The organism is Micromonospora sp. NPDC005553 (assembly GCF_042871765.1).
Taxonomy (GTDB): domain Bacteria; phylum Actinomycetota; class Actinomycetes; order Mycobacteriales; family Micromonosporaceae; genus Micromonospora.
In genome coordinates this window covers 381012-393639 of record NZ_JBIAJD010000003.1, presented here as the reverse complement: position 1 = coordinate 393639, position 12628 = coordinate 381012, and the positions used below count along the sequence as shown (strand labels likewise).

Sequence of the window (12628 nt, the reverse complement as noted above, 5' to 3'; positions counted from 1 at the left end):
CCTCCTCGAACGACTACCGGAAGCGCAGAGCGGTCGGGCCCTGCACCTTCGAGCCACGGCGCTGCTTGGCCGGCATGGCGGCCAGCTTCTCCCGCAGTTCGACGGCGTAGGCGGCAAGCGCCTCCACCAGGTCGGGCACCGAGGCGTGCGGCGGCTGGACGTCGACGCGCAGGCCGAACTCCGTCGCAGTCTCCGCCGTCTTGGGCCCAATGACGGCAACAACAGTCCGGGCGTGCGGCTTCCCGGCGATGCCGACCAGGTTGCGCACGGTGGAGGACGAGGTGAAGAGCACCGCGTCGAACCCGCCCGACTTGATCGCGTCGCGGATCTCGGCGGGCGGCGGAGCGGCCCGCACCGTCCGGTACGCGGTCACGTCGTCGACCTCCCAGCCGCGCTCGGTGAGCCCGGCGGCGAGCGTCTCGGTGGCGATGTCGGCGCGCGGCAGCAGCACCCGGCCCACCGGGTCGAGGATCTCGTCGTGCGGCGAGAACTCGGCCAGCAGGCCCTCCGAGGACTGCTCCCCGGCGGGGATCAGTTCCGGCTGGATGCCGAACGCGCGGACCGAGTCCGCGGTGGCCTCACCGATGCAGGCGATCTTGACGCCGCCGAAGTGCCGGGCGTCGAGGCCGTGCTCGGCGAACTTCTCCCAGACCGCGCGGACCGCGTTCACCGACGTGAAGATCACCCAGGCGTACCGGCCGTCGACAAGGCCCTTGACCGCCCGCTCCATCTGCGCCGGGGTACGCGGCGGCTCGACCGCGATCGTCGGCACCTCGCACGGGATGGCCCCGTACGCGCGCAGCCGGGCGCTCATCGCGCCGGCCTGCTCCTTGGTCCGGGGTACGAGCACCTTCCAGCCGTACAGCGGGCGGTTCTCCCACCAGCTCAGCTTGTCGCGCTGCCCCACGCCGACACCGACGGTGAGCACCACCCGGCCGGTGAAGCCGAGCGCGGCGGCCACGAAGCTGTCCACTGTCGACGTGGTCGTGTACTGGGTCTCGCCGGTGCCGTCGCCGGTCACGCCGACGCCGGTGGTGCCGTCGACCCCGGCGGCGAGCAACCCGTCCCGGACGGCGGCGAGGTCACCGGCGTCCACGGCGAGCGCGAGCGAACCCCGGCCGACGGCCGTGGCCAGCGCCTCGAAGTCCAGCACGCTGACGTCCTCGACGTCGGCGGCCGTACGCACACCCGGCAGCGGGACCCCGGCGTAGGTGGCCACACCCTCGGCCTGGCCGACGCCGGGCACCACCTCGAAGTGGGCGGCGGTGCGGGCCACCGCCTGCACCTCCTTGACCACCGAGTCGTGCCCGAACGGGTCGCCGGCGACCAGGTGCACCGCGTTCAGCCCGGAGCGGGCCGCGGAGATGAGCACCTTCGCCACGTCCCCCGGCGCGCCCTCGGCCGGGGTGAACTCGGCATCAGCGGAGGCCTCGGCGCGCACAACGGCGAGCAACGACTCCGGGACTCCCCGGTCGTAGATCACCTGGTCGGCGTCGACCAGGGCGTCGTGGGCCCGACGGGTCAGCAGGCCCGGGTCACCGGGGCCAGCCCCGACGAACGCGATACGGCCGACGGGCTTACGGGTGCGGGTCATTCTGTGCTCCCAAATTGCTGGGTCCCCGGGCCGGTGTGTCCTTCGTGGCCGAGGATCGAGTCGGCGCCGAGGTCGAGGAGTTCGGCGGCAAGTGCCTTACCGATCTCCGCCGCGTCGGCGGGCGTTCCGGTGCGGGACAGCCGGAGGTCACGAGTGCCGTCCGGGCTGATCACCGCCCCGCGCAGGTAGATCTCATCGCCGGTCTCGCCTTCGGCGAGTTCGGCATAGGCGGCGACGGGTGCGCTGCACCCGGCCTCCAGGGTTGCCAGAAACGCACGTTCCGCGGTGACCGCGGAACGCGACGGTGCGTGGTCGAGCACGGCGAGCAGCTCGACCAGGTCCCGGTCGTCGACCCGGCACTCCACGGCCAACGCGCCCTGAGCGGGAGCGGGCAGCATGAGCATCGGGTCCAGCGACTCGGTGATCACGTCGAGTCGGCCAAGTCGGGCCAGACCGGCCCGTGCCAGGACGACGGCGTCGAGATCGGCTTCGGGGCCGAGCACCCGCCCCAGGCGGGTGTCGACGTTGCCGCGGATCGGGGTGACCTCCAGTTGCAGGCCGAGGGCGTGCAACTGGGCGATCCGACGCAGCGCGCCGGTGCCCACAGTGGCCCCGGGCGGCAATTCGGCGAGCGTTCGGCCTTCGCGGGCCACCAACGCGTCGCGCGGGTCCTGCCGGGCCGGCACCGCCGCGATGTGCAGCCCACCGGCGGCGGCCGTGGGCAGGTCCTTGTACGAGTGCACCGCGAAGTCGATCGTCCCGGCGGTCAGCGCGTCACGCAGTGCGGAGACGAACACCCCGACGCCCAGCCGGTGCACCGGCGCGTTGGAGCGGTCGCCTGCGGTGACCACCTCGACCAGCTCGACGGGGCGACCGGTGGCGACGGTCAACGCCTCGGCGACCTGGCCGGACTGGGCCATCGCCAGGGCGCTGCCCCGGGTGCCGAGGCGCAGTGGGGCGGTCATCGCGCACCTCCGCTGGGTGGGGTGGGCTCGGCGGCGTCGGCTCCGGACAACGGGTCGGTGCCGGGGAGCGCCATGCCGAGGTCGGGGGTCAGCACGTCCGGGACGGTGTCCACCGGCGAGGTCTGCGGCACCTCGAGGTCGAACAGCTCGCGCAGCAGTGCCGCGTACTGGTCGCCGCCGGGCTCCGCGGCCAACTGGCGGACCTTGACGGTGGGCTGGTGAAGCAGCCGCTGCACGACCCGGTGCACCGTGCGGGCCACCTCGGCCCGCAGGTCGTCGCCGAGGTCGGGGCGACGCTGGGCCAGTCGGCGCAGCTCGGCGGTGACCACGTCGTCGGCCCGGCCGCGCAGCGCGGCCACCGTGGGTGCCACGTCGGCACCGCGCAGCCAGGTGAGGAAGCCCTCCACCTCGCCGAGGACGATGCGTTCGACGGCTGCGGCGTCGGCAGCCGCCGGACCGTCGGCGAGCAGTGCCGCCATCCGGTCGATGTCGATCACCTCGACGCCGGGCAGCTCGGCGACGCCCTCCTCGACGTCGCGCGGAACGGCAAGGTCGAGCAGGACCAACGGGCCCCGGGACCTGTCGCGTTCGGCCAGCGCCGCGGTAACCACCGACCGGGTGAGGACCGGTTCGGTGGACGCGGTGGCGGCCACTACGATGTCCACTGTGGAGAGGGTGTCGGCCAGCTCGGTCATCGGCGCGGCACTCGCCCCGTACGACTCGGCGAGCCGGACGGCCCGGTCGGCGCCCCGGTTGCTGACGGTGAGCGGCCCGGCACCCAGCCGGGACAGCGTGGCCACCCCGAGCGAACCCATCGCACCGGCGCCGACCACCAGGGCCGGGTGGCCGACGAGGTCGCCGTCGAGGTGCCCGGCGGCCAGCTCCAGGGCGGCGGTGACGACGCTCTGGCCGGCCCGGTCGATGCCGGTCTCGGCGTGGGCCCGCTTGCCGACCCGCAACGCCTGCTGCATCAGCTCGTGCAGCAGCCGGCCGGCCGAGTCGGCGCCGGTGGCCCAGTGGTAAGCGTCACGCAGCTGGCCGAGGATCTGCGCCTCGCCCACCACCATCGAGTCCAGACCGGTGGCGACCCGGAAGACGTGGTCCACGGCCGCTGTGTCGTAGTGCACGTACAGGTGGCTGGCGAGCGCGGTCGGCGAGCTGCCGGCCTGCTCGGCCAGCACGGCGCAGACGTCGCCGAGCCCACCGTGGAAACCGGACACGGCGGCGTAGACCTCCACCCGGTTGCAGGTGGAGACGATCACCGCCTCGGCCACGTACGGCTGGGCTACCAGGCGGTCCAGTGTGCGGGTCAGGTCGGCGGGGGGCACGGCCAGCTGCTCCAGCGTGGCGACCGGGGCGGTCCGATAGGACGCGCCGACGACGAGCAGTTTCACGTGCCTATCGCCTCCTGGGTATCGGTGGCCGCGAACCCGCCCGGCAGGGCCGTGAGAGCGGACCCGCCGGTTGCGGGCAGCGCGGTCAGCGACGCCTTGCGGTGCTCGTGGAAGGACAGAATCTGCAGCTCGATGGCGAGGTCGACCTTGCGCACGTCGACCCCCTCCGGAACCGAGAGTACGCACGGCGCGAAGTTGAGGATGCTCGTCACGCCGACGGCGACCAGTTGGTCGGCGACCTGCTGGGCGGCGGCGGCCGGGGTGGCGATCACGCCGATCGCGAGGGATTCCTCCGCGGCGACCGTCGGCAGGTCGTCAACATGCCTGACCACCAGGCCGTTGATCTCCTCACCGACCCGTGAACGATCGGCGTCGAGCAGTGCGGCGATCCGGAAGCCCCGGCTGGCGAAGCCGTCGTATCCGGCCAGAGCGTGACCGAGATTACCCACGCCGACCAGGGCGACCGCCCGACGTTGGGTGAGCCCGAGCACATATTCGATCTGCTCGATCAGCAGCGCGACGTCGTAGCCGACGCCCCGTGTGCCGTACGAGCCGAGGTGGGAAAGGTCTTTGCGGAGCTTGGCGGAGTTGACCCCGGCGGCGGCGGAGAGACCCTCGCTGGAGACCGTCTCGTGCCCGGTGTCGGCGAGGTTGTGCAGCGCGCGCAGGTACTCCGGGAGCCGAGCGACGGTCGCCTCGGGCAGATCCGGGAGCGCCGGTACGGCACCGGCGCTGCCGGGCGCGCCTGGGTGACGGTGCTGACTCATGAGACTCCGTGCGGTGCGATCCTCGGCCAACTCCGCTGGTCGGCCGTTTGTGGACTCCCGCTGGCGACCGAGATTGCCGGCTGTGCTAGCAGGGCGCGTCGGAGTCACAGCGTAGGCGCTTGTGAAGACGTGCACAAATCGCGATCTTGTCGCTGCGTGGCGCGACCTCACCAGCCCCTCCATTCCACAAGATCGATTGAACGGCCTGGTCCGCTCACCGCCCGGGCGATTATTGCTCAATCCCGACTTCTCTGACCAATCCCGCGCCGGCCCTGGCCCGGGTCCACCGCCACGCCCCGCGATCTTGCACTTACTGCTCTCGCTTCTCGCCCATTCAGGGGCAATTCACCAACACAAACCGCAAGATCGACGCCGTAGGGCGGGGTGGGGTGGGGTGGGGTGGGGGTAGCACTACGGCGGAGAGGCGGGGTTTCGGGATGGGGTCGGCGAGGTCACATGCCTAGCCTTTGAGCATGACCGCCGTTGCCGCCACCACCGCCCGACCGCCGCTGGCACCGAGCATTCCCCGCCAGCTCTTCGTCGACTCCGGGTACGTGCTGCTCGGCCTGCCCCTGGGGCTGACCAGCTTCATCGTCCTCGTCGTCGGCCTGTCGGTGGGCGTCGGCCTGGTCGTCACGGTGATCGGCCTGCCGATCCTCAGCGGAACGCTGTACGCCGCCCGTGGCCTGGCCGACATCGAGCGGCTGCGGATGGCCGCTGTGCTCCGGCAGCCCCGGATCCGGCCGAACTACCGGCTGCCCGAGTCGGGCGCGAACGCCTGGCGCCGGATCTTCGTGCCGATCCGGGACGCCCAGTCCTGGCTCGACCTGGCGCACGGCATCCTGCGGTCGATCGCAGCGGTGGGCACCTTCGTGGTCACGTTGTCCTGGTGGGCCGCGGCGATCGCTGGCTCGCTCTACTGGGCCTACGACTGGGCCATCCCCCACCCGTCCGGTGAGGGTGACCAGGATCTGGCGCAGATCCTCGGCCTGGGCGACTCGACCACCGCCCGGATCGGGCTGAACACCGCGCTCGGGGTGTTCTTCCTGATCACCCTGCCGATCGTGGTGCGGGGCTGCGCACTGCTCCAGGCGAGTTTCGCAAAGGCCATGCTGACCGGGGTGGCCGAGATGCGCGACCGGATCACAGTGCTGGAGGAGCAGAAGCGGGCCGCCGTGTCCGCCGAGGCCTCCGCGCTGCGCCGGTTGGAGCGTGACATCCACGACGGTCCCCAGCAGCGCCTGGTCCGGCTGGCGATGGACCTCAGCCGGGCCCGGATGCAGCTCGCCTCGGACCCGGACGCGGCCGGCAAGACCATCGACGAGGCGGTCAGCCAGACCCGGGACACTCTTGCCGAGCTGCGGGCGTTGTCCCGGGGCATCGCCCCGCCGATCCTGGTCGACCGGGGCCTGCCCAGCGCCCTGGCCGCGATCGCCGGCCGCGGGCTGATCCCGATCGAGCTCCAGGTGGACCCGCAGCTCGGCACCCCGGCCGGGCGGCTCGACCCGGCGGTGGAGAACACCGCGTACTTCGTGGTGTCCGAGGCGCTGACGAACGTCGCCAAGCACAGCCGGGCCACCGAGGCCACTGTGACGGTGACCCGGCAGGGCTCCCACCTGCAGGTGTGGGTGGGCGACGACGGGCAGGGCGGCGCGCACCTGGCGAAGGGGCACGGGTTGGCCGGCATCGCCGACCGGGTCCGGGCCGCGGGTGGCGAACTGATGGTGGCCAGCCCGACCGGTGGCCCCACCGAGATCCGCGCCGAGCTGCCGCTGTGAGCGCGAGGAGTGAGCCGGGTTTGCGAGCCCCGCAGTCGCGAACCAAGAAGATGCTGTGAGCGCGAGGAGTGAGCCGGGTCTGCGAGCCCCGCAGTCGCGAACCAAGAAGATGCTGTGAGCGCGAGGAGTGAGCCGGGTCTGCGAGCGAACCAAGAAGATGCCGTGAGCCGCCGGAAGCCGCCGCGATGGTGAGCGACGTGGTAGACACCACAGCCATGCGCATCGTGATCGCCGACGACGCCGTCCTGCTCCGGGAGGGGCTGGTCCGGCTGCTGACCGAGAGTGGGCACCAGGTGGTGGCCGCCGTCGGGGACGGTGACGCCCTGGTCGAGGCGGTGGTCGAGCACCGGCCCGACGTGTCGATCGTCGACGTCCGGATGCCCCCGTCGCACACCGACGAGGGGCTGCGGGCTGCGGTGGAGGCCCGCCGGCTGGTGCCGCGTACGCCGATCCTGGTGCTCTCCCAGTACGTCGAGGTCTCGTACGCCGATGATCTGCTCGCGACCACCGGCGGCGCCGGCGGCGGGATCGGCTACCTGCTCAAGGACCGGGTGGCCGCGATCGACGAGTTCCTGGACGCGCTGCGCCGGGTGGCGGGCGGCGGCACGGTGCTCGACCCGGAGGTGGTCGGTCAGCTCTTCGCCCGACGCCGCCGTGACGACCCGCTGCGGGAGCTGACCCCCCGCGAGCGCGAGGTGCTCGCTCTGATGGCCGAGGGGCGCTCGAACACCGCGATCGCGCGCGCCCTGGTGGTCAGCGACGGCGCGGTGGAGAAGCACGTGCGCAACATCTTCACCAAGCTCACCCTGCCGCCGGACACCGAACAGCACCGGCGGGTGCTGGCCGTCCTCACCTACCTGCGGAACTGACCTCCCGGGCCAGGGCCACCGCGTCGGTGAGGGTGTCGGCGACCGGGTGACCGGAGGCGCGCAGCCGGCCCGGGTCGGTGAACCCGCCGGTGTAGAGCACGGCACGGCCGCCGACCGCGAGCGCCGCGTCGGCGTCGTCGATGGAGTCGCCGATCAGCACCACCGAGGCGCCGTCCACGCCCAGTTCGGCCAGGTGCAGCTGGAGCGACTCGGCCTTGTAGCCGCCGCCGACCGTGGCCCGCAGCCCGTCAACGCGGGTGAAGTGGCTGGTCAGACCGTACGTGTGCACGGTCGGGACCAGTTCCTCGTGAAACCACATGGAGAGCAGGCTCTGGGTGCCCGGCCAGGAGGCCATCGCGCCGCGTGCGTCGGCGGCCAGCTCACAGGTGGTCAACCCGGTGCGGTACGCGTCGTGGAAGATCTTGTCCAGGCGACCGAACTCGTCGTCGTCCACTGCCTGCCCGAGCACGTCGGCGTAGTACTCGGCGATCGGCCTGCGGAACCGCACCCGGTGCTCGTCCGATGTGACAGTCGGCCCACCCAGGCTCGCGAACACGACGTTGGTGGCGGACACCACCAGGCTGAGGTCGTTGAGCAGGGTGCCGTTCCAGTCCCAGACGAGGTGCGGGTGCGCGGAGGTCATCCGAGCACCATAGGCACTCCTCAGAGCTGCGGCGTGGTCAGGTCCCGCAGCAGCCGGTCCTCCTCGACCCGCCAGTAGCCGTGCTCCTTGCCGTCGAGCATGACCACCGGTAGCCGGTCCCCGTACTCCCGCTCCAGCCCCTCGTCGCCGGTGACGTCCCACTCGACCCACTTGTCGCCGGTGACCGCGACCACCCGGTCGAGCGCCGCCTTGGCGTCGTCGCACAGGTGGCAGCCGGGTCGGGTGATCAGGGCGAGTCGGGCGTCACTGGCCATCGGTTACCTCCGTGCGGTCGGTCGGCGGCGCCGACCGGAGTTGGGTCTTGCGTACCTTGCCGATCGCCGAGTGCGGCAGGGCGTCGACGAACTCGACAGCGGTCGGGCACTTGAACCGGGCCAGGTTCCGTGCGCAGTGGGCGAGCAGTTCCTCGCTGGTCACCGGTCGGCCCTGCGCCGGCACCACGTACGCCCGCACAGTCTCGCCGGTCCGCGGGTGTGGCACACCCAGTACCGCCGACTCGACCACCCCGGGGTGCCCGGCGAGCACCAGCTCGACCTCGTGCGGGTAGACGTTGAACCCGTTGACCAGGATCAACTCGCCGAGCCGGTCGACCAGGAAGAGGTCACCGTCCTCGTCGGCGTACGCGATGTCACCGGTGCCCCACCAACCATCGGCGTCCGGGCCGCCCCGACCGTCGGGCCAGTAGCCGGTGAAGAGGTTCGGGCCGGACACCACGATCTGCCCCGGGTCGGTGCCCGGAGCCACGTCGGAGATGTCCAGCTCGTCGGGGTCGTCGTCGGGGACGGCCAGCCCGTCCCGCCACAGGTCCGTCCCGTCGGCGCCGACCAGGCGCAGCCGCACCCCGGGCAGCGGCCGGCCGATCGAACCCGGCTTGGCCACGCCAACGACCAGGGTGGAGGTGAGCACCGGCGCGGTCTCGGTGAGGCCGTACCCGATGTGGACCTGATGCCCGGTGACCTCGGTGAAGCGTGCCGCGACAGCGGGTTCGAGCGGTGCCGCGCCGCAGACCGCCACCCGCACCGACGCGGTCGCCGCGCGGGCCGTGGCCGCGCCGGCCCAGGTCAGGAACATCGACGGTACGCCGACCAGCACGCTGACCCGGTGCCGCGCCACCTCGTCCAGCCCCGCCGTCGGGCCTGGCTCGTCGAGCAGCACACCCGTCGCGCCGTGGTGCACGACCGCGCCGAGCCCCGAGTTGAGCCCGTACGCGTGGAACAGCGGCAACGCCAGGAGAACGGTGTCGGTCGGCCCGACCACCGGCGGCTCGATCCCGGCGACCTGTTCGTGGTTGGCGAGCAGGGCCTGGTGCGAGAGCATCGCCCCCTTGGGTCGTCCCTCGGTGCCGGAGGTGTAGAGCAGGACAGCCAGGTCGGTGCCGCCGCGTCGCGGGCGGGGTGCTGGTCCGGACGTGTCGGCGGTCGGTGGCGTGCCGTGCACCGAGGCGAGCGCGGGCAGTTCGGCGGCCACGTCGGCGACCAGGCCTCGAACGTGGTCGGTGGCGATGAGCACCGACGCGCCGGAGTCGGCGAGCACGTGCCGTAGCTCCGGGGCGGTGAGGCCGGGGTTGACCGGCACGGTGACCAGCCCGGCGCGGAGGGCGCCGAGCCAGGCGATCACGAAGTCCGGTGTGTTGGGCAGCGCGATGGCGACGCGTGGCGGCGTACCGCCGGGGTCGGTGGGTGGCGCGGCGGCGGACAGGCCGCGGGCGGCTGCGTCCACAGCGGTGTCCAGTTCGGACCAGCTCACTGTGTGTTCACGCCAGTGCAGCGCGGGCCGGTCGGCGCTGTCGAGAGCCGCCCGGCGGACCCGGTCGGCGAGGTTCGGCGCGGGGCTTTCCGAGGCGTCCTGCACGGTGATCGAGTCTGGCACAGCGGGCCCGGGCGGGCCATGCCCGATGGTGGTGCGCCACGCCCGGAGGACGACACCGCGACAGTCCCATGTACGGGACTGTCCGGTGTGCCACCGGCGATCAGATCAGGTCCTGTCGATGGGACGTGCGACGCTGACCAAGGGCGGTTCGGCCGCCCCCGTCCGGCCGGCCGGCGCGGTGGCTCAGCCGAACGGGCGGAAAGCCTCCTACCTGGGGATCCATCCTGGAACACCGAGCCGACGGAAAGTCAATCGCACACGACGGACAACCGGTCCGCCACCGGTGCGACGGAGGGGGAAATACTTCCGCCTTGTGTAACGGACTTGCCACGCGCGGGTGACGTTGGCCCTATCATCACTCGGGTCGGCTCACCCCATTTGCCGTGAGTCGACACCCCTCAGCCCGAGGAGGCCCCCGTGCCTGTGAGCGCATTGGACCAGCACCTCCACGGGAATTGCCGCGCGTCGGCAACTCCCGTGACCGTCCTGCCCGACCGGTCACCCGGCCGGTCCGCCCCGACGAGACCCAGACCCGCCCGCCCGGCGACCGACGGGACGGGGGCGACGCGATGACCACCTTCGGATACGCGGAACGTCCGGTCGGCCTGACCGGTCAACCCGCCCGCTCCCACGTCAACGAGCGGCCCGCGGCCCGTGCCCCGTCCGACGAACAGCACGGCGGCGTCGTGCGGGGTGACGGCGCGGCGCAGCGGATCCGCAGCCGGCCACACCACAACGAGCCACCGCCGCGACCCGCGGTGCCCGGTGGAAACGCGAAGCCGGCCGGCGGCCGGGTCGCCGTACCGCCGCGACCCACGATGCCTGTGCAGGGTCGTCGGGTAAGCGACACACCGGCGGTCACCACCGACCCGGCGGCGGGCGAGACAGCGGTGATCCCGGCGGTGCCGGCCACCACCGCGACCACCCCGACCGGTTTCCCGAGCCGCCCGGACCCGTCCGACCCGGCGACCGAGGTCTGGACGCTGATCGAGCGGGCCCAGGCCGGTGAGTCCGAGGCGTTCGGTCTGATCTACGACCGTTACGTGGACACCGTCTTCCGGTTCGTCTACTTCCGGGTCGGCAACCGGCAACTCGCCGAGGACCTCACCTCGGACACCTTCCTGCGCGCGCTCAAGCGGATCGGCAGCTTCACCTGGCAGGGCCGCGACCTCGGCGCCTGGCTGGTGACGATCGCCCGTAACCTCGTCGCGGACCACTTCAAGTCGGGCCGGTACCGGCTGGAGGTCACCACCGGTGACGTGCTCGACGCCGACCGGGAGGACCGGGGCCCGGAGGGCAGCCCGGAGGCGGCGGTGGTGGAGCACATCACCAACGTCGCGCTCCTCACCGCTGTCAAGCAGCTCAACCCGGAGCAGCAGGAGTGCATCGTGCTCCGCTTCCTCCAGGGCTTCTCGGTCGCCGAGACGGCCCGCGCGATGGGCAAGAACGAGGGAGCCATCAAGGCCCTCCAGTACCGCGCCGTCCGCGCCCTGGCCCGGCTGCTGCCCGACGGCTTCCAGCCGTAGTTTGTTACGGCGGGACCGACGGACGTCGATCAACGTCTGCGCAGCTCAAAGTCGGTCCCGCCCGGTGATGACCATCACTTTCTGTAATTTCCGCCCCGCCGGGCCCGTAACCCGTGCCCGGTCCGCCGCGTTTCTCCGGGTGCGACCGGTGGATGTCCCGGCAGGCCCGGGTCACCGAGGTCCGACCGGCATGCCGGCGGCACCTCACCTCCGTGGTGTCACACTGCCGCCCGGTCGCTGGCAACGACGGCGGCCGACCGGCCGTGACCAGCGAGAGGAGGTGCCTGCGGTGGACAACACCCTCTTCTCCCGCCGGCGCGCGGAGCGCTTCGCGCAGCTTCTCGACGAGGCCAACGGCGCTCGACGACACCACGTGCGATCCCGGGTGGACGGCCAACTGGCGCCGCTCGTCGCAGTGGGTCAGCGGCTCAGCGTCGACCCCCCGGCTGTCGAGGTGGACCAGGACTTCCGTACCGGCCTGCGGGCGATGCTGCTCGCAACCGCCGAGCGGGAAGGGCTGGGCAGCACGCCGGCGGCGGTCAGCGAACCGGCCGCCACCACCACCCGCGGGCGGCTGCTGCCGGCGGTCACCGCACGGCGGGCCCGAGCCCGGGGCGCGATCCTGGTCGGCATCGCCGCCGGGGCCATCGCCGTCTCCGGAATCTCCGCCGCCAGCGAGAACGCGGTGCCCGGTGACGCGCTGTACGGCATGAAGCGCTCCACCGAACGGGCACAGCTCGCCCTGGCCAGCTCCGACATCAGCAGAGGCCAACTCTTCCTGGACTTCGCCCGGACCAGAGTCGGCGAAGCCGCCAAGCTGCGCGGCGACCGGATCGGCTACAGCGCGGTCCTCGACGACATGGACGCCGACAGCCGGCAGGGAGTTCGCCTGCTGACCTCCGCCGCCGTGCAGCGGGCCGAGCCGGGCAGCCTGGACACTCTCAACACCTTCGTGTCGAGCCAGCGCCGGGCCGTACGCGGTCTGCTCGACGGGAGCACCCGGGTCGACCGGGAACGGACCCAGCGGTCGCTGGTGTTGCTGGACAGCATCCGGGAACGCTCGGACGACCTGCGCGCTGCGATCGCCTGCGGCCTGCCGGCACCGACCGCCAGCGACGCCCTCGGGCCGAACCCGAACACCTGCCCCGGGGCCCGCTGACCCGCGTCCCCATACCGCACGTCCGACCGGCCGCGCCACAGTT

Annotated in this window: 11 protein-coding genes; 4 read left to right on the top strand and 7 right to left on the bottom strand. The window is 72.3% G+C overall.

From position 1 onward, the window contains the following. Positions 1–13: 13 nt before the first annotated feature. The 4 genes from ACFYPG_RS14340 to ACFYPG_RS14325 are packed head-to-tail and all read right to left on the bottom strand — an operon-like array spanning position 14 to position 4720. Positions 14–1594, bottom strand: a complete 1581-nt coding sequence (locus ACFYPG_RS14340; protein WP_355005750.1) for a uroporphyrinogen-III synthase — start codon at positions 1592–1594, stop codon at positions 14–16. Continuing rightward, a complete protein-coding gene (gene hemC / locus ACFYPG_RS14335) occupies positions 1591–2559 on the bottom strand; it encodes a hydroxymethylbilane synthase (RefSeq protein ID WP_355005751.1) in 969 nt (322 codons plus the stop codon). Before hemC ends, ACFYPG_RS14340 begins: the two co-directional genes overlap by 4 nt. After that, the gene (locus ACFYPG_RS14330) at positions 2556–3953 is read right to left on the bottom strand and encodes a glutamyl-tRNA reductase (protein WP_355005752.1); all 1398 of its coding nucleotides are present in this window, start codon (positions 3951–3953) and stop codon (positions 2556–2558) included. Before ACFYPG_RS14330 ends, hemC begins: the two co-directional genes overlap by 4 nt. After that, positions 3950–4720, bottom strand: a complete 771-nt coding sequence (locus tag ACFYPG_RS14325; RefSeq protein WP_355005753.1) for a redox-sensing transcriptional repressor Rex — start codon at positions 4718–4720, stop codon at positions 3950–3952. Before ACFYPG_RS14325 ends, ACFYPG_RS14330 begins: the two co-directional genes overlap by 4 nt. Positions 4721–5193: 473 nt before the next feature. On the opposite strand from ACFYPG_RS14325, the gene ACFYPG_RS14320 reads away from it, so the two are divergent. Continuing rightward, positions 5194–6498, top strand: a complete 1305-nt coding sequence (locus ACFYPG_RS14320; RefSeq protein ID WP_387352205.1) for a sensor histidine kinase — start codon at positions 5194–5196, stop codon at positions 6496–6498. Positions 6499–6713: 215 nt separating this feature from the next. Beyond that, on the top strand, positions 6714–7367 hold the full coding sequence (locus ACFYPG_RS14315) for a response regulator transcription factor (RefSeq protein ID WP_030329744.1): 654 nt from the start codon (positions 6714–6716) through the stop codon (positions 7365–7367). Here ACFYPG_RS14315 and ACFYPG_RS14310 read toward each other — a convergent pair. The 3 genes from ACFYPG_RS14310 to ACFYPG_RS14300 are packed head-to-tail and all read right to left on the bottom strand — an operon-like array spanning position 7348 to position 9882. Next, positions 7348–8010 carry an HAD hydrolase-like protein gene (locus tag ACFYPG_RS14310; RefSeq protein WP_355005755.1) on the bottom strand — a complete coding sequence of 221 codons (663 nt, stop codon included), beginning with the start codon at positions 8008–8010 and terminating at the stop codon, positions 7348–7350. The two genes, ACFYPG_RS14315 and ACFYPG_RS14310, sit on opposite strands and share 20 nt — an antisense overlap. Before the next feature lie 20 nt (positions 8011–8030). Then, on the bottom strand, positions 8031–8285 hold the full coding sequence (locus ACFYPG_RS14305; protein WP_030490173.1) for a glutaredoxin family protein: 255 nt from the start codon (positions 8283–8285) through the stop codon (positions 8031–8033). Continuing rightward, positions 8275–9882: an AMP-binding protein gene (locus ACFYPG_RS14300; RefSeq protein ID WP_387352202.1), complete on the bottom strand. Its 1608-nt coding sequence runs from the start codon at positions 9880–9882 to the stop codon at positions 8275–8277. Before ACFYPG_RS14300 ends, ACFYPG_RS14305 begins: the two co-directional genes overlap by 11 nt. A 587-nt stretch (positions 9883–10469) precedes the next feature. Between ACFYPG_RS14300 and ACFYPG_RS14295 the strand changes: the two genes are divergently transcribed. After that, positions 10470–11426, top strand: coding sequence for an ECF subfamily RNA polymerase sigma factor, BldN family (locus ACFYPG_RS14295; RefSeq protein WP_357197613.1), 957 nt, complete (start codon positions 10470–10472; stop codon positions 11424–11426). 289 nt (positions 11427–11715) lie between these two features. After that, positions 11716–12585 (top strand): DUF5667 domain-containing protein, encoded by an 870-nt coding sequence (locus ACFYPG_RS14290; protein WP_355005758.1) that lies wholly within the window; start codon positions 11716–11718, stop codon positions 12583–12585. The last annotated feature ends 43 nt before the right edge of the window (positions 12586–12628 follow it).